The organism is Pseudoalteromonas sp. P1-11 (genome assembly GCF_001399995.1).
In the GTDB taxonomy this organism is placed as follows: Bacteria; Pseudomonadota; Gammaproteobacteria; order Enterobacterales; family Alteromonadaceae; genus Pseudoalteromonas; species Pseudoalteromonas atlantica.
Genome location: NZ_LJSP01000002.1, coordinates 37,874 through 53,922, shown reverse-complemented (window position 1 = coordinate 53,922; position 16,049 = coordinate 37,874). Strand labels below are relative to the sequence as shown.

Sequence of the window (16,049 nt, the reverse complement as noted above, 5' to 3'; positions counted from 1 at the left end):
CTATGGTGTAATTTTTGTTCCGACATGCTCGCCCTGTAGCAAAGCAATTAAATTGTCTGGCTTTTGCCAGCTGGAAATATACACACCGCGTCGTAAATGTTGGGCAGCGTGCAGGCTGGTCTTAACTTTGACCTCCATTCCGCCCAAAATTACCCCTTCATCAATTAAAGTATCAATGTGTTTTGTGTCAAGTTGATGTAACGGCTGCTTGTTTGCATCAAGTACTGCTTCTACATCTGTCATAAAAATAAGTTCTGCATTTAAGTTGCTAGCAATCGCTGCGGCAGCTTCATCAGCGTTAACATTGTACCAATTACCTTGCTCATCAAACCCAATGGAGCTCACGATAGGTAACCTACCAAGCTTAAGTAAATCGTTAACAATTGAATCATCATTACTTTCGCACTTACCTACTTGCCCAAGCGCTTTTAGCTTTTGAGACGCCATAACTCCGGCTTCATACAAACAGAGACCAACAGGTTTATGGCCTGCATTAATAGCTTGGCTTACCAGCTGCTTATTTGCACAGCCAGCCAGCGCCCCCACTATGTAAGGCATTTGCTCACTTGGGCTAATACGCAGTCCTTGGTGCTTTGCACTAGCAAAGCCTGCTTGTTTTAGCCAAGTGTCAACTAACGAGCCACCACCATGAACAATAACAAACTGATTATTTTGATCAGCGTTTAATACATTAAACAAAGCTTTTGCCGCGTTTTCAGTATTAAGTACAGCACCACCTAATTTAATTACCCACGTTTTAGTGCTCATTAAAAGGCTCCTTTTAAGCCAGTGGTGTGATCTAAATTCATTGATAAGTTAATACATTGCAAGGCTTGGCCCGCAGCGCCTTTTAATAGATTATCTATCGCTGCCATAACAATCAGTTGAGAGCCTTGCTGCTGCCAACCAATATCAACATAGGGTTGTTTTACCACGCTTTTAATAGATGGCACTTTATCAGCTAACAAACGAATCAACGGCTCGTTATTAAGTACTTGATAAGCATCAGATACGTTTTCCTTGGTAACGCCTGGCTTAAGCTGTACATAAATAGTTTCTAAAATTCCACGCGGAAAGTTACCTAAGTGCGGTGTAAATAACACCTTGTGGCCAAGGTGTTGTTCAATTTCAGGCCCATGACGATGGTTAAATAAACCATACGGGGCAAGCGATACTTCACAAAAGTGAGTACCTACGCTGGCTTTACGCCCTGCGCCAGTAACACCTGAAACAGCATTAATAATCACTTTTTCATCACTCAACAAGCCTGCCTGTTGCAACGGCTTTAACGCATTAAGCGCAGCGGTTGGGTAACAGCCGGCTACAGCCACAAGATTTGCTTTGGCAATTGCACTGCTATTCCACTCAGCTAACCCGTAGGCTGCTTCGTTTAACAACTCAGGATGTTGGTGCTCAAAACCATAGTAAGTAACATAGTCGTCGTTGCTAGCAAGGCGGTAACCACCTGATAGGTCGAATACTTTTTTACCCATAGCTAAAAACTGCGGGGCTAAATCAACACTTACTTTGTGATCAGTACATAAGCAGATGTAATCGGCACTCGAATTTATGTCATCAAACGCTGATTCGCTCAGTGGTAGTAGAGGAATATCAAGAAGGTTTCTATGCTCTGGGTATAAATCACTTAATAATTTATGTTTATCTAAACTTCCTTCAGAGACATAACAGCCCGATAACGTTAAATTAGGGTGCTTAGCAACTAAGCTTGCTAATTCTGCGCCGCTATAACCGCTTGCGCCAATAATCGCTACATTCATTTGTTACTCGTTTATAAATTTACTACTAAATAGGTGTGGTGTTCGCTTACACTAGCTTAGATGCTAGCTAATACTTTTCTCAATGAATTGTTGATTATCGTCGCATTATCTTCATGGCTATACTTAATATATTTATGCTTAAAAAGTGAATTGATATTCATCATAAATACTTTTATATTGTTATGCAATTAAATTGAATAATTATTTTGGATTTTTTTATGTCTTTGCCGTCATTTATCTCTATGTACCAACAACTCATTGCAGCCCCCTCTATTAGTGCAATAGAAGATGAACTTTGTATGAGTAATAAAGGGGTAATAGAGTTGCTAGCACGTTGGTGCGAAAGTTTAGGTTTTACTTGCGAAATTATAGAGTTAGAAGGTGGGAAAGGCCGATACAATCTACTTGCAAAGCGGGGGCAAGGCGATGGCGGCTTAATGCTTGCCGGCCATACAGACACCGTACCGTTTGACGATAGCCGCTGGAACCACGACCCGTTTAAACTCACTGAACATAATAATAACTTATATGGGTTAGGTAGTATTGATATGAAAGGCTTTTTTGCTTTTGTATTACAAGCTATTAGTGAGCTTGATATAAAACAGCAAACACAACCTATTTTAATACTCGCCACTGCCGATGAAGAAACCACCATGGCGGGAGCGCAGCAAATTTGTAAGCATCCTAATTTAAAACCTGCGCGTTGTATTATTGGTGAACCTACTGATATGACTCCTGTATTTACTCACAAAGGACATATGAGCACGGCTATAAGAGTGATTGGCCGCTCAGGTCATAGTTCCGATCCCGAACGTGGTCTTAACGCCATCGAAGTCATGCATAAAGTGATTACAAAGTTGCTGATCTTAAAAGAGCAGTTAAAGAATAAATATTCAGTTGAACATTTTGAAATACCTTACCCTACCTTAAATTTAGGTAATATTCATGGTGGCGACAACGCAAATCGAATTTGTGGCTGCTGCGAAATGCACATAGACATGCGCCCGCTTCCAGGGTTAAGCATTAAAGACTTACAAGCTTTACTTATTGATGCCACCAGCGATATAAACGCGCAATACCCAAGCGCAGTGAGTGTAATTGATTTACACGAGCCCATTCCAGCTTTTAGTGGCAGCACTGATAGCGCACTCGTTAAAATGGCAGAAAAAATTGCAGGAGAAAAAGCCGTTGCAGTAAATTATTGCACAGAGGCTCCGTTTATTCAGCAACTTGGCTGTGAAACAATAGTCATGGGGCCTGGCTCAATTAATCAAGCCCACCAACCTGATGAATTTTTAGCAATGGAGAAAATAAACCCATCGCAAAAAATTATAACTGACATTATTAGGGCAAACTGCTTTAACGCTTAAAAAGAAGGCTGTATTAAAAGCTCACAGCAAAAATAACAAAGGCGCCCATTGGCGCCTTTGTTTTAGTTTATAACTAGGCGTTACTGCATATACTTACTTAAGTACTTTTTAAATACAGGGTCTGTTTTAGCAAGCTCTTTTTGCTCAGCTAAAATCTCTTTTAATATAACACCCGATGTGAGCGGATTAGCCAATACCACTCTAAATACCACCGTCGGCTGATTATCGTACTTTGAAGGGGTTAAGCGAGTACGCGATACAAACGAGCGCCCTGATTCACGTTGGCGTTTTTGCATACTGGCAGTAAAGCGATTGAGCGACGCGAAAATTTCTAACCGTGTTGCGGCATCTGCTTGGGCTATGGCTTGTTTAATTTGTTTAGGCACATAGCGGTATGTAAGCAAACACAGCTCAGGCTCTGAAATCAGCTCAAAGTCTTCATCGGCTTTAATTAAATCAGCAAAGTAATGTGCTTTTTTGATACTACGATCAATAAGCATTTCATAGCCTTTGCGGCCAATAACGCGTAAGCAAGCATGTACTAACATAGCCATACCTGGGCGGCTGCCTTCAAGTGTATGGCTTCCTAAATCTTTTGAACCTTTACGTAATATGTACTCTGCATGGTGCTCTATTGCATCCGTAGCAGTTGGGTCTTTAAATAACACCAAGCCTGCGCCCATTGGCACATACATTTGTTTGTGTGCATCAATGGTAATTGAATCTGCGCGCTCAATTCCTTTTAATAATGGGCGATGCGTTTGCGATAAAAGCGTTGCCCCACCCCACGCTGCATCAACGTGAAAATGACAGTTTATTTGCTGTGCTAAATCGGCCATATCATCAAGAGGGTCGATATTACCGGTCTCGGTTGTGCCAGCAACCCCTACAATTGCCATAACTTTTATGCCTTGCGATTCAAGCTCTAAGGCTTTTTCGCGCATGGCATTCACATCAACCTTATTATTTTCGCAGGTTTTTACACCAATTAAATTTTCACGGCCGATACCTAGTAAATCAATTGATTTACCTAAAGAATAATGCCCTCGCTCCGACACTAAAACGGCCAGCCCTTTATAGCCATAATGCAGCATACCGGCAACGAGCCCTTGAGCGGCAATGCCTTTAAAGCTGCCGTCGGGTTTTAATAAGCGGTTACGCGCAATCCACAATGCCGTTATGTTTGCAACTGTACCACCAGAACAAAAAGCACCGAGTGATGTTTTAGCACTGTGCATCCATTTAGAATAAAACGACTCATCTTGCGAGTAAGCTAAATGATGCATCATACCTAGTACTTGGCGCTCTAGGGGCGTAAATGCTTTTGAGGTTTCTATTTTTACTAGGTTTTGATTAAGCCCCACCATCAACTTTGAAAGCGGTAGTAAAAAATGCGGAAGAGCCGATGTCATATGCCCAATAAAGCTAGGCGCAGCCGTGTGTACAGAATGGGCAACTAGCTGCTCCATAATATCTTGGGCGTAAGCAGATACAAACGTTGGGTTTTCTGGGATCACCGCAGCCTGAAAATCTTTTTCAATTTCGTGTAATGGTTTTTCAATTGCCGCTATATTTTCGTTTAAAAACCCTGCTAAATTACTCGAAATTTCAAGCTCAATTTTGCTTAAAGTTGAGTCTGGCGCTTCAGGTACAGTAAATATACGCTTAAGGCTTTCTTTAGAGGCGACGGCACAACGCTTTTGATCCATCTTTATACCTAGTGTGTGTGTAGCTAAAACACGCGTTTAACAGTTAAAAATGCCAAACTATGGCGCTATTATAAGCAGCGTGCTTCTTTTAAAAATTGCGCTAACTTTACTGCAATATAAGTAAAATGTCTCCCTTTAAGCCATAAAAGCGACTAAACGGATGACAAATATTGTAAAAAAATTTCAATAATAGGATTTTATTAAAAAGTCACATTTTAGTTTTGGGCAAATTACATTTATGCGTATACTTAATATGTGTAACAATAAGGGACAAGTATGCTCACAGGGAAATTAAAAGGGAAGTGGTTTATAGCTGGCTTTACATTGTTTTTGGTCAGTTTATTAGTCTATGTTTATTACACCTATAGCTCAGCGCGTAGCGAAATAATGCACGCTGTCGATGAGCGCCTTCTAAATGCAGCCACCAGCGTAAAACATATTTTAGGGCAGCGTTACCACGATAGAATTAGCCAAGGCTACGATATTGGTTTTTCGGTTTACCAAACTAAAAGCAAACAACTCTCAGAGCTTGCACAAGCGCTTGATATAGCTTACGTCTATTCGATGATCATGCGCGATAACAAAGTTTACTTTACCTCATCCAGCTACACCAAAGACGATCAAGAAAACGCACGTGTTACGCAATTTCTTGATTTATACCCAGAGGCCACCGACATTAACAGGGGCGCGTTTTATTCTACTGAGCCTGTTTTTGAGCAATCGAGCGACCAATGGGGTGATTTTAAAACTGTTTTTATTCCCTTTGTAGATAAATATGGTACCACCTACATTACGGGTGCCGACATAACCTTAGATGATTTAAATAAAAAGCTTCAATACAGCGTCACTAAAGCCATAATAACGGCGTGTTTTTTCTTTTTTATTGCGGTACTGGTTGCAGCTATTTATATATATTTGTTAAAGCGTACCCTAGCAACAGATGCCAGTACGGGCTTTGCCAATCATATTGCGCTTGAGTACTTTATCAAAAAGAGTAATTCACACCACATGCAACTTGCCATTATTTGGGTGAACGAAATTGAAGATATTAATAGCTTTTATGGCACTCAAGTTGGCGACAACGTAATGAAAAACTTGCTCAGTCATTATCAAAGCCGCAGCCCGCAAAGCTGTAAGGTGTATCGCCTTGCTACTAATAAAATTGCCGTTCTTACCCCTAAAAGCTTTAAAAGCAGCGAACTGAGCGATTTAGTTGAGTCGTATAACGCAAACAGCCCGGTATTAACTAACCCATTTATTTATATAACTTACTGCGCAGGTATCGCCAGTGGTAATAAATCACTACTGATTGAAAACGCGCACATTGCAACGCTTCAGGCTAAACACGGCCGCGGTAAGGTTGTTAGCTACTCAAAAGTAATGAGCGATGTAAAAAACCAGTATCAATACAATGTAAGCCTTGCCAAAGAGGTTCAAGAAGCATTTGATAACAACCGCATAGTGCCTTATTTTCAAGCTATGTTTAACACCACCAATAATGAAGTTGTACATTACGAATGCTTAGCCAGAATGGTGACTAAAAATGGCGAAATTTTAAAACCCGACTCATTTTTAAATGTAGTGAGCCGCTCAAGAATGGGCGGACTACTAACGCGCACGCTATTTAGCCAATGTATAGAGCGGTTTAGAAAAACAGATATATGCTGGAGCTTAAATATCAGCGATAAAGATATACTCGACCCTAGTTTGAGTGAATACATTGCTAGCGAGCTTAAGCGCTACCCGCACCCAGAAAACATAACGCTTGGCCTTTTAGAGTCACACGCTATTACTAATTTTTTAGAGGTTAAAACGTTTATTTCTATGGTAAAAACCAAAGGGGTGAATGTCATTATTACTGGTTTTGGTAGTGGTTATTCAAATATTTCGAATGCGCTAAAGCTTGAAGTAAACGGTATAAAACTCGACGGCGCATTAGTAAAACAAGCAGTAAGTGATGAAAATATAGCCTTATTTATTGAGCATACAGTTCATGCTGCAAAGCAGCTTGGTTTAACGCTCATGGCAGAGTCGGTAGAAAATGTAAGTATTGAAAATGCGCTTAAAAATGTAGATGTGGCGCTGATGCAAGGCAATTACTTTGCTTACCCAGCGCCACATGTTAACTCATCAAGCCAAGAGGAAGTGGCCGTTTAAAGGTCTATCACTAAACGATGGCTTTGTTGGCCGCTGGCCCAGTATTTACGCTCAAACGGAGTAATTGCTTCGTTTGATTCATACAGCGTCACCTCACAAGGGTGTCCCGATAGCTCAAGCGCTCTGGCAAACTCTTTAACATAAATATCCCAGTTACTGCGCACCTCTAAGCGACCGCCTAGCTTAACAATAAACGGAAAAATAGCCGCGCCGTGCCACCTACGCTGGATATGCTTAGATTTAGGCCATGGGTTAGGATAAAGCAAATAATGATGAGTAGGCTGCCAATTAGCAGCCACAGCTAAACGCCAAAAGTCGTTTAAGTCAGCTTGTACCAAAATGTACTGGCCGCTGTCTGTTTGTTTATATTCAACATCGTGCTTATCTAAGCGGTGTGACGATTTATCAATACCAATAATTAATGCATCTGGGTGGCGCTTAGCTAAATTAGCCGAGCTCTCTCCTACTCCACAACATGAGTCTATAATAAGCGGTCCATTAAAAGCTTGAACCTGCTCATTGACTTCATCAAACGCTTGTTGAGTGTGCTCAGCAATAGGCTTTTTAAACTCTGCGTTTAAATGCTTGTTAACGATTTCATCAAGCTTTTCGTGTATACCCGCCTGATTAGATACAATACTGCGTGAATTTGCATCGCTCATTAATGTCTAAGCCCCACACCTTTTTTAATTAACGTTAGCGCTAAAGTAAATAGCACCGTAATAAATACTAATATAACGCCAAGCGCGACACTTAAATCAACATCCGACACGCCTAAAAAGCCATAACGAAACGCATTAACCATATAAATAATTGGGTTTATTTGCGATACATTTTGCCAAAACTCTGGCAGTAGCGTAATTGAATAAAATACGCCACCTAAGTATGTTAGTGGCGTTAAAATAAAGGTTGGGATAATACTAATATCGTCAAAACTATTGGCGTAAATAGCGTTAATTAAACCACCTAGTGCAAACACCGCTGAGGTTAAAATTACCGTCGCCATAATTACAAATATATTGTGTATTTGAATATCCACAAACAACAGTGATACACAGGTAACAATAAAGCCTACCATCATGCCGCGGGTCATACCGCCGCCCATATAACCAAGTACAATTATGTAATTAGGCACAGGCGCAACCAATAGCTCTTCAATACTTTTTTGAAACTTGGTTGAATAAAAACTAGAAGCAACATTAGAATATGAGTTGGTAATAACCGACATCATTATTAGCCCCGGAACAATAAATTCCATGTAGCTAAAACCACCCATTTCACCAATACGTGAGCCAATTAAATTACCAAAAATAACAAAGTATAAACTCATCGTAATCGCCGGCGGTACTAAGGTTTGCACCCAAATACGTAAAAAACGAATACACTCTTTAATCCATAAACTCTTTAAGGCTACGCCATATTTAAACATTTATTCGCCCCGCCCTTGCTCTAGTAATCCTACAAATAACTCTTCTAATCTGTTTGCTTTATTACGCATACTCAAAACAGTGTTGCCTTGCTCGGTTAGCGCACTGAAAACTGCATTTAAGCCTTGAGATTTAGCCACTTCAACTTCTATGGTGTGCTCATCAGGCATGCTAAACGAGTACCCCTCAAGGGTAACTGGCTGTGCTGGCTGTTTTAAATCGAGCACAAAGGTTTCTTTATCAAGCTTAGCTAGTAACGCTTTTATAGTGGTGTTTTCAACAATACGGCCAGTATCAATAATGGCGATGTTTTTACATAACAGCTCGGCTTCTTCAAGATAATGCGTGGTTAAAATTATCGTTACGCCTTGCTCATTAATTTGGCGTAAAAAGTCCCACATTGAGCGGCGCAGCTCTATATCAACCCCTGCAGTGGGTTCATCTAATATTAGTAGCTTTGGCTCATGCATTAATGCGCGGGCAATCATTAAACGGCGTTTCATACCCCCAGAAAGCGTACGTGCTTGCTTGTCTTTTTTTTCTAATAAGCCAAGCTGAGTTAAATATTTATCGGCACGCTTATGCGCTTCTGCGCGGGTAACACCGTAGTAGCCTGCTTGATTTACCAATATTTGGCCAAGCGTTTCAAACTGACTAAAGTTAAACTCTTGTGGCACAAGCCCTAAATGCGCTTTAGCAGCTTCAAGGTCGGTATCGATGTTGTGACCAAACACTTCCACCTTACCTTGCGTTTTATTTACCAAGGACGATATAACACCAATAGTGGTCGACTTACCGGCACCATTTGGGCCAAGTAAGGCAAAAAAGTCGCCTTCAAAAACTTGTAAATCAACACCTTTCACGGCCTCTACACCGTTTTTATAAACCTTGGTCAGGCCTTCTATATTTAAAGCAACATTTTGCTTATTCATTATTTACCCTCACCATAACCCCAACGTTTAGTTAGGTTATGTTCAATGTTTAAATGATCTAAAATTCGCGCCACCATAAAATCAACTAAGTCTTCAATACGTTGTGGCTTGTGATAAAAACCAGGCGCAGCGGGCATAATAGTGACCCCTAAACGCGCAAGCTTTAACATATTCTCAAGGTGAATTTCGCTAAAGGGAGTTTCGCGTGGCACTAAAATTAATTGCCCTCGCTCTTTAATAACCACATCGGCTGCACGCTCGAGTAGGTTATCTGATGCACCGAGCGCAATAGCAGATACAGACCCTGCACTGCACGGGCATACTACCATTTTTTTAGGAGCCGCAGAGCCTGAAGCTACAGGACTAAACCAGTTATCTTTACCAAATACTTTTAACTGCTCTGGCTTGGCATTAAATAAAGCACTTAACTGCTCAGTTGCTTTATCTTCATTAGCTGAGAGTTTAATGTTTGACTCTGTATCAAGCACCACGCGCGCAGCACTTGATATAAGTACATACACTTGAAATTGCTGCGCGAGTAATGCTTCAAGCAATCTTAAACCGTAAGGCGCGCCTGAAGCACCACTAAACGCCAGCGTAATTTTATCTTTAAACTGCACATTATTCTCCGCTGTATTTTTTAGCTAAACCATCAACTAAGTGTTGATGTAAGCCATTAAAACCGCCATTGCTCATAATTAATATGTGCTGATTTGGCATGATATTTTCAAGCACAGTGTCAATAATCATTTGCGTACTATTAAAACACTGCATACCGGCATTATCGGCTTGCGCTTTAAGAGACCAATTTAGGTTGTCGGGCTCAAATAACAGCACGTCATCGGCATCACTTAACGAAGCAAGTAGCGTATGTTGGTGTACACCCATCTTCATGGTGTTTGAGCGTGGCTCTAAAATAGCAATAATTTTTTCATCACCCACTTTTGCACGTAACCCCGCAAGCGTGGTTTTTATGGCTGTTGGGTGGTGCGCAAAATCGTCGTACACTTTAATGTTATTTATATCGGCTTTAAGCTCCATACGCCGTTTAGGGCTAATAAACTCTTCAAGCGCTGCAATGCTATGCTCAACGGCTATACCTACATGGCGCGCTGCCGCGATAGCCATAATGGCATTTTTAACATTATGCTCGCCTATTGCCTGCCAATTAACTGTGCCTTGAAGTTCATTGTTTAAAAGCACATTAAATTGGCTACCATCAGCGCTTAGCAAGTCATAATGCCAATCACCATTTAGGGTTTCACTTTCGCTCCAGAGCCCTTGCTTAATAACATCATCAAGTGCGACATCGTCTTTTGGCCAAATTACCTTGCCAGTATGAGGTAATGTACGCATTAAGTGATGAAATTGTTTTTTTATTGCGTTTAAATCGTCAAAAATATCGGCGTGGTCAAACTCAAGGTTATTTAAAATGAGCGTACGTGGTAAGTAATGCACAAATTTACTGCGCTTATCAAAAAAAGCGGTATCGTATTCATCCGCTTCTATTACAAAAAACGGGGTTTCGCCCACTTTGGCTGACACACCAAAGTTTTGAACTATGCCACCAATTAAAAACCCGGGTTTTAAACCTGCATACTCTAAAATCCACGCCAGCATGCTTGCTGTGGTGGTTTTGCCATGTGTGCCTGCCACCGCAAGCACCCAAGCATTTTGCAATAGGTTATGTTTAAGCCACTCTGGCCCCGATGTATACGGCAAGCCCTTATCTAATACATACTCTACGCAGGGGTTACCTCGGCTCATGGCATTACCAATAACCACCATGTCTGGCTTTGGCTCTAACTGTTTTACGTCGTAACCTTGGGTTAGCTCAATGCCCAGCTGCTCAAGTTGAGTGCTCATCGGCGGGTAAACATTTTGATCAGAGCCGGTTACTTTATGGCCAAGCGATTTAGCAATAGCCGCTATACCGCCCATAAAGGTGCCGCAAATGCCTAATATATGAATATGCATAACTTTTTAAATCCTTTCGTACTTCGCACGTCTGTGAAGTTTAATGGCGCTATAATGCCAAATTTTAGGCTTCGTGACTATGCACGTCTCGTCAATTCACTGATGCTAAAACAGCGTTAATCCTTATTAATTTTTATTTGAGAGTCAGGTTTCGCAATTTTGGCTACAGCTTTAAATAAATTGGCATCGGTGTTATAAATTAGCTAAATACAATTCTTAATAATTAAAAGGACTTATCATGAAAAAGCTATTGTTCGTAGCCTCTATTTTATTTTTTCAGCAAGCTTTTGCGCTCGAGCTGGCTAAATACCCCCTAGAACTAAATTCAGGTGAAGGAGTAAACGTTGTTATTGCACCAACTCTTGATAAAAAACAGGCATTAGTGAAAGTTACAGGGGTAAACCATAAGATTGATGGTGTCGTTTTTCTAACAAACCTAAAGCCTCATGGAACAAATAAAGCGTATAAGTTCACTTTTGATGGAACTGAGCGTAGTTTAGTCACTGTTAATGAAGGTTATCGCTGTTGCTCTTACACCCTATACATACCTCAAGGTAGTGAAGGCACTTTCTTATCAAAAAAAGATGAATCTAGCCCTGCTATTGTTGAAGATTTAAAAGCACAATACGAACAACAGTTAGCTGACGGAACTCAAGAGCGACTTGCTAGCTTTGATCGTAACAAACATTTAAAAATTCAACAGCAACAACTAATTAAAGCACAACAAAATACACTTCAACAGTGCGGCTCAGCCATAGAGACACAACTTGACTGGGCTAACGTCAACGACGAAAACCTTAAAAAGTATGCGGTGGGTTCTTTTTGCGCTCAAGTTGCAAATGAAATAGCGTACATGTGTGAAAAAGACGAAAACTTTAAACACACTGCTTCACAATTCAATCGTGTTGAGTGTCAATTTACTGATAAACTCAAGTTACGAAAAAATGCAGGCGTCATTAGCTTTAAAACAGCACCTGAAGCACCAAATCAACGTCAGTTTATAGAAGCTTATTTACTTAATTTGTAACTTTTGTAGATATTAAGGCCCCCGCTGTAGTTTAAAATTAAGCTAGTGGGGGCACTTTATGCACTTTTTATTTTAAAGCGTTAAAAATACAATTAAGCCAACGCCAAGTAAAAGTCTGTAAATAACAAACGGCAGCATACCCATTCGTTCTATCACTTTTAAAAACATGAATATACAGGCGTACGCCGATAAAAACGAAAGGACTACACCTAAAATTAATGTGCTCCAATCAACCACATGATCGCCCAAAGCCAACTCTATTGTGTAGTAAAGACCCATCATAGAAATAATAGGTATAGCGAGTAAAAACGAAAAACGCGCTGCGCTTTGTTTGTTCATGCCCAGCAATAAACCCGCTGTCATAGTAATGCCTGAGCGAGAGGTACCAGGGATCATAGCCACCGCTTGAGCAAAGCCAATAAACAGCGCTGTTTTCCAGTTAAGCTGATAAATTGTTTTCATTTGCTTACCTTTGGCATCGGCGTACCAAAGTAATAAACCAAAAATAATAGTCGTAGCAGCTATAACCCACGCACTGCGCAGGTACAGCTCAACAACGTCTTTTAGCAATAAGCCTAATAACGCTGCAGGTACAGTGCCCAGTATAATCCACCAGCCAAGTTTGCTGTCGTCGGTGGTGCCTTGAGCGCCAAACGATTTAAACCAGGCGCTAAGAATATCAGCCACTTCTTTACGAAAATAAATAACAACCGCTATTAACGTACCAACATGCACAGCCACATCAAAAGCAAGGCCTTGGTCTTCCCATCCCAAAATTTGCGAAGGTAAAATTAAGTGAGCTGAGCTCGAAATAGGTAAAAACTCAGTAAATCCTTGTATCAGGGCTAAAATAATTATTTCTAAAATACTCATGGGTTAGAAAACTCCACCTTCCATAGTTTTTGTTGAGGGTTGTTATACGCACTCCATAGCGCAGCTATGGTTTGCTTGGCAACGGGGTGATAAAAATTGGGGGCGACTTCACAAAGTGGCTGAAGTACAAAAGCGTTTTTGGTAATTTCATCGCGAGGTAATTGTGCTGGCGAGTCGCAAATAACGTCATCGTAAAAGAGCAGATCTAAATCTAATGTACGGGGGCTAAATTTTTTATCATCCGCTTTACGCCCGTTATCACGCTCTATTTGTTTTAATAACTTACATACACGCTCAAGCGGCATTGATGTGGTAGCAGCCACCACCGAGTTATAAAAGTTATTTCCTTTAAACCCTACAGCTTCGCTTTCAAAAACAGATGAATGCACAATATCTGTAAAGTGTTGCTCAAGTGCATCAAGCGCACAGCGAATATAATGCGCTTTATTTATATTTGAGCCTAAGCTGATATAAATTTGCGCCATTTAGCTCATAGCCTTTGTGCGTGTTATTTCTACACCTACAGTGTTTGCTTGAGCTACAGCGGCCGGTTTGCTCACTCTAATTGTTACTTGTGGTGTATTAAATTCGGTTAATATAATAGTTGCTAGTTGCTCTACTAAGGTTTCAAGTAACTCAACCGGCTCAGCCGTAGTGTGCTCAATCACTCGCTCGCTTACTTTTGCATAATCGAGTGCTAAATTAATGTCATCATTTGCTGCTGCAGGCTTTATATCGCTGAGCATTTCAATATCAAAATAAAGGCTTTGTTTACTTTCTTTTTCAAAGTCGTACACTCCAATAATTGTGTCGACGTGTAGTTGAGATATAAAAACCTTATCCATTGATGCTCCAAATAACTATAAACACTCTCTAAGCATACAATGCATTGATTAAATTAATACTGTATATGCTTTAAGCAGTGTTTAAATATGTAAAAATTACTTCTACAATAGCCAAATAGCTAGATTAACTGCAAAATACAGCAGTTAATAATTTTCACGATAAATTGTGCCGCCAATAATAGCGTAAAAGTGCTATCGATGGGTATAGCAATTAAAAAATAAGGGACTTTGTGTTAGCCATTTTACTGTTTGTTTTAGCCTACTTATTAGGGTCGATTTCATCGGCTATATTAGTGTCTCGGCTATTCAAACTGCCAGACCCTCGCAGCAGCGGTTCAAATAACCCAGGTGCCACCAATGTGTATCGTTTAGGTGGAGCCTTTCCTGCGTGCTTAGTATTAGTGTTTGATATTTTAAAAGGCACTATCCCCGTATGGGGGGCTTATTTTTTAGACCTAACGCCTTTAGCACTTGGTTTGGTCGCCGTTGCCGCGTGTTTAGGGCATATGTACCCACTATTTTTTAGCTTTAAAGGCGGAAAGGCGGTAGCCACTGCATTTGGCTCTTTATTGCCGATTGGTTTATCGTTGGCGGGGCTGTTAATAAGCACTTGGATTATTGTGGTTGCTATTACGCGCTTTTCTTCATTAGGCGCTTTGGTCACGGTGTCGCTTGCTCCACTGTATACGTGGTTGATTAAACCGCTTTACACCCTACCGGTAACCTTTATTACTGTGCTAATTATATTTCGTCATCGCACCAATATTATCCGCCTTTTCAAAGGTGAAGAACCAAAAGTGGGCGCTAAAAAAGCACCCACTAATGAAAAAAATCAATAATTATTTATGCTAAATCGCTTCTAAGCTGTCTATTGGCCAACGCGGTTTGGTTTTCATGTCGAGTGTGGCAAACTGGCCTGCTTTTAAGCGCTGCATACCAGCATAGGCAATCATTGCGCCATTATCAGTACAAAACTCAGTACGTGGGTAGTAAACCTGTCCTTTCATACCTTGCATAACACGCTCAAGCTGTAAGCGCAGCTGTGTATTTGCACTTACTCCGCCGGCAATCACTAAACGTTTTATCCCAGTTTGTTTTAGAGCACGCTTACACTTAATAACCAATGTATCAATCACTGCTGTTTGAAACGCATGGGCGATATCTGCTTTGGTTTGTGCGTCATCATCATTTTCGCGAATCGCTATAGAAGCTGCTGTTTTTAAGCCACTAAAGCTAAAATCAAGGCCTGGCTTATCCGTCATAGGGCGTGGAAAAACAAACCGTTTTGCAACACCTTGCTCAGCCATTTTAGCTAGTCGAGGGCCGCCTGGGTAATCAAGCCCTAGCAGTTTAGCTGTTTTATCAAATGCTTCACCTGCGGCATCATCAACAGATTCACCCAATACTTCGTACTGGCCTATACCGGCTACTTTTACCATCATGGTATGGCCGCCCGACACGAGCAAAGCAATAAAGGGAAACTCAGGCACATTTTCTTCAAGCATAGGAGCAAGTAAATGCCCTTCCATATGATGCACGGCAACAGCTGGAATATCCCAACCATAGGCTAAAGAGCGGCCAATAGAGGTACCTACCAGTAACGCCCCGACTAAACCAGGGCCTGCGGTGTATGCAATGCCATCTAAATCTTCAGGGCCACAACCGGCTTGAGCAAACGCAGCGTCAATAAGTGGCAGGGTTTTACGAACATGATCGCGCGATGCAAGCTCAGGTACAACACCGCCATAATCTGCATGTACTTTTACTTGGCTGTATAACTGGTGAGCCAATAAGCCTTTTTCATCATCGTAAATTGCAATACCGGTTTCATCACACGATGACTCAATGCCTAAAATTCGCACTTTACTTCTCCTGCCTTTATTTACTGCTTAACCTGCATTGTGGTTAAGAGATTTACACACATATTTAAAACTATTTTATCATTCTCTAGCTA

Annotated in this window: 16 protein-coding genes; 4 read left to right on the top strand and 12 right to left on the bottom strand. The window is 40.9% G+C overall.

Annotation, left to right across the window (positions count from 1 at the left end; genetic code table 11):
* Together argB and argC are read right to left on the bottom strand one after the other, a co-directional pair.
* Positions 1–768, bottom strand: a complete 768-nt coding sequence (gene argB, locus AN390_RS02935) for an acetylglutamate kinase (protein ID WP_029773583.1) — start codon at positions 766–768, stop codon at positions 1–3.
* On the bottom strand, positions 768–1,778 hold the full coding sequence (gene argC / locus AN390_RS02930) for an N-acetyl-gamma-glutamyl-phosphate reductase (RefSeq protein ID WP_029773582.1): 1,011 nt from the start codon (positions 1,776–1,778) through the stop codon (positions 768–770). The genes argB and argC overlap by 1 nt, the downstream gene beginning before the upstream one ends.
* Positions 1,779–1,996: 218 nt before the next feature.
* Here argC and argE point away from each other — a divergent pair, with 218 nt between their 5' ends.
* Positions 1,997–3,148 (top strand): acetylornithine deacetylase, encoded by a 1,152-nt coding sequence (argE, locus tag AN390_RS02925; protein ID WP_029773581.1) that lies wholly within the window; start codon positions 1,997–1,999, stop codon positions 3,146–3,148.
* Positions 3,149–3,228: 80 nt separating this feature from the next.
* On the opposite strand, the gene panP is transcribed toward argE, so the two are convergent.
* Entirely contained in the window at positions 3,229–4,857 is a 1,629-nt protein-coding gene (gene panP, locus AN390_RS02920; protein WP_004588537.1) for a pyridoxal-dependent aspartate 1-decarboxylase PanP, read from the bottom strand.
* Between the two features lie 276 nt (positions 4,858–5,133).
* Between panP and AN390_RS02915 the strand changes: the two genes are divergently transcribed.
* Positions 5,134–7,014 (top strand): GGDEF domain-containing protein, encoded by a 1,881-nt coding sequence (locus AN390_RS02915; RefSeq protein ID WP_055252927.1) that lies wholly within the window; start codon positions 5,134–5,136, stop codon positions 7,012–7,014.
* Here the strand turns inward: AN390_RS02915 and AN390_RS02910 are convergent.
* The 5 genes from AN390_RS02910 to mpl are packed head-to-tail and all read right to left on the bottom strand — an operon-like array spanning position 7,011 to position 11,350.
* A complete protein-coding gene (locus tag AN390_RS02910) occupies positions 7,011–7,676 on the bottom strand; it encodes a tRNA (guanosine(46)-N(7))-methyltransferase TrmB (protein WP_055252926.1) in 666 nt (221 codons plus the stop codon). The two genes, AN390_RS02915 and AN390_RS02910, sit on opposite strands and share 4 nt — an antisense overlap.
* Positions 7,676–8,443 (bottom strand): ABC transporter permease, encoded by a 768-nt coding sequence (locus AN390_RS02905; protein ID WP_004588540.1) that lies wholly within the window; start codon positions 8,441–8,443, stop codon positions 7,676–7,678. Before AN390_RS02905 ends, AN390_RS02910 begins: the two co-directional genes overlap by 1 nt.
* The gene (locus AN390_RS02900) at positions 8,444–9,373 is read right to left on the bottom strand and encodes an ABC transporter ATP-binding protein (protein WP_004588541.1); all 930 of its coding nucleotides are present in this window, start codon (positions 9,371–9,373) and stop codon (positions 8,444–8,446) included.
* On the bottom strand, positions 9,373–9,993 hold the full coding sequence (locus tag AN390_RS02895; RefSeq protein ID WP_055252925.1) for a flavin prenyltransferase UbiX: 621 nt from the start codon (positions 9,991–9,993) through the stop codon (positions 9,373–9,375). Before AN390_RS02895 ends, AN390_RS02900 begins: the two co-directional genes overlap by 1 nt.
* A gap of 1 nt (position 9,994) precedes the next feature.
* Positions 9,995–11,350 carry a UDP-N-acetylmuramate:L-alanyl-gamma-D-glutamyl-meso-diaminopimelate ligase gene (mpl, locus tag AN390_RS02890; RefSeq protein WP_029773577.1) on the bottom strand — a complete coding sequence of 452 codons (1,356 nt, stop codon included), beginning with the start codon at positions 11,348–11,350 and terminating at the stop codon, positions 9,995–9,997.
* Positions 11,351–11,588: 238 nt separating this feature from the next.
* Between mpl and AN390_RS02885 the strand changes: the two genes are divergently transcribed.
* Positions 11,589–12,377 (top strand): hypothetical protein, encoded by a 789-nt coding sequence (locus tag AN390_RS02885; protein WP_055252924.1) that lies wholly within the window; start codon positions 11,589–11,591, stop codon positions 12,375–12,377.
* Positions 12,378–12,449: 72 nt separating this feature from the next.
* Here the strand turns inward: AN390_RS02885 and AN390_RS02880 are convergent, their stop codons facing one another.
* Genes AN390_RS02880 through folB form a run of 3 tightly spaced genes read right to left on the bottom strand, consistent with a single transcriptional unit; the run spans position 12,450 to position 14,095 of the window.
* A complete protein-coding gene (locus AN390_RS02880) occupies positions 12,450–13,250 on the bottom strand; it encodes an undecaprenyl-diphosphate phosphatase (protein ID WP_054983166.1) in 801 nt (266 codons plus the stop codon).
* Entirely contained in the window at positions 13,247–13,735 is a 489-nt protein-coding gene (gene folK, locus AN390_RS02875; protein WP_055252923.1) for a 2-amino-4-hydroxy-6-hydroxymethyldihydropteridine diphosphokinase, read from the bottom strand. Before folK ends, AN390_RS02880 begins: the two co-directional genes overlap by 4 nt.
* Complete coding sequence (gene folB / locus AN390_RS02870; protein ID WP_055252922.1) at positions 13,736–14,095, bottom strand: dihydroneopterin aldolase; 360 nt, start codon at positions 14,093–14,095, stop codon at positions 13,736–13,738.
* Between the two features lie 230 nt (positions 14,096–14,325).
* Between folB and plsY the strand changes: the two genes are divergently transcribed.
* The gene (plsY, locus tag AN390_RS02865; RefSeq protein ID WP_024034349.1) at positions 14,326–14,934 is read left to right on the top strand and encodes a glycerol-3-phosphate 1-O-acyltransferase PlsY; all 609 of its coding nucleotides are present in this window, start codon (positions 14,326–14,328) and stop codon (positions 14,932–14,934) included.
* 9 nt (positions 14,935–14,943) lie between these two features.
* On the opposite strand, the gene tsaD is transcribed toward plsY, so the two are convergent.
* The gene (gene tsaD / locus AN390_RS02860) at positions 14,944–15,957 is read right to left on the bottom strand and encodes a tRNA (adenosine(37)-N6)-threonylcarbamoyltransferase complex transferase subunit TsaD (RefSeq protein WP_054983164.1); all 1,014 of its coding nucleotides are present in this window, start codon (positions 15,955–15,957) and stop codon (positions 14,944–14,946) included.
* Positions 15,958–16,049: the final 92 nt, after the last annotated feature.

What these genes read in the sequence shown, in the direction of transcription:
- argB (WP_029773583.1), bottom strand. Translation starts at nt 768, where the DNA reads ATGAGCACTAAAACGTGGGTAATTAAATTAGGTGGTGCTGTACTTAAT.
- argC (WP_029773582.1), bottom strand. Translation starts at nt 1,778, where the DNA reads ATGAATGTAGCGATTATTGGCGCAAGCGGTTATAGCGGCGCAGAATTA.
- argE (WP_029773581.1), top strand. Translation starts at nt 1,997, where the DNA reads ATGTCTTTGCCGTCATTTATCTCTATGTACCAACAACTCATTGCAGCC.
- panP (WP_004588537.1), bottom strand. Translation starts at nt 4,857, where the DNA reads ATGGATCAAAAGCGTTGTGCCGTCGCCTCTAAAGAAAGCCTTAAGCGT.
- AN390_RS02915 (WP_055252927.1), top strand. Translation starts at nt 5,134, where the DNA reads ATGCTCACAGGGAAATTAAAAGGGAAGTGGTTTATAGCTGGCTTTACA.
- AN390_RS02910 (WP_055252926.1), bottom strand. Translation starts at nt 7,676, where the DNA reads ATGAGCGATGCAAATTCACGCAGTATTGTATCTAATCAGGCGGGTATA.
- AN390_RS02905 (WP_004588540.1), bottom strand. Translation starts at nt 8,443, where the DNA reads ATGTTTAAATATGGCGTAGCCTTAAAGAGTTTATGGATTAAAGAGTGT.
- AN390_RS02900 (WP_004588541.1), bottom strand. Translation starts at nt 9,373, where the DNA reads ATGAATAAGCAAAATGTTGCTTTAAATATAGAAGGCCTGACCAAGGTT.
- mpl (WP_029773577.1), bottom strand. Translation starts at nt 11,350, where the DNA reads ATGCATATTCATATATTAGGCATTTGCGGCACCTTTATGGGCGGTATA.
- AN390_RS02885 (WP_055252924.1), top strand. Translation starts at nt 11,589, where the DNA reads ATGAAAAAGCTATTGTTCGTAGCCTCTATTTTATTTTTTCAGCAAGCT.
- AN390_RS02880 (WP_054983166.1), bottom strand. Translation starts at nt 13,250, where the DNA reads ATGAGTATTTTAGAAATAATTATTTTAGCCCTGATACAAGGATTTACT.
- folK (WP_055252923.1), bottom strand. Translation starts at nt 13,735, where the DNA reads ATGGCGCAAATTTATATCAGCTTAGGCTCAAATATAAATAAAGCGCAT.
- folB (WP_055252922.1), bottom strand. Translation starts at nt 14,095, where the DNA reads ATGGATAAGGTTTTTATATCTCAACTACACGTCGACACAATTATTGGA.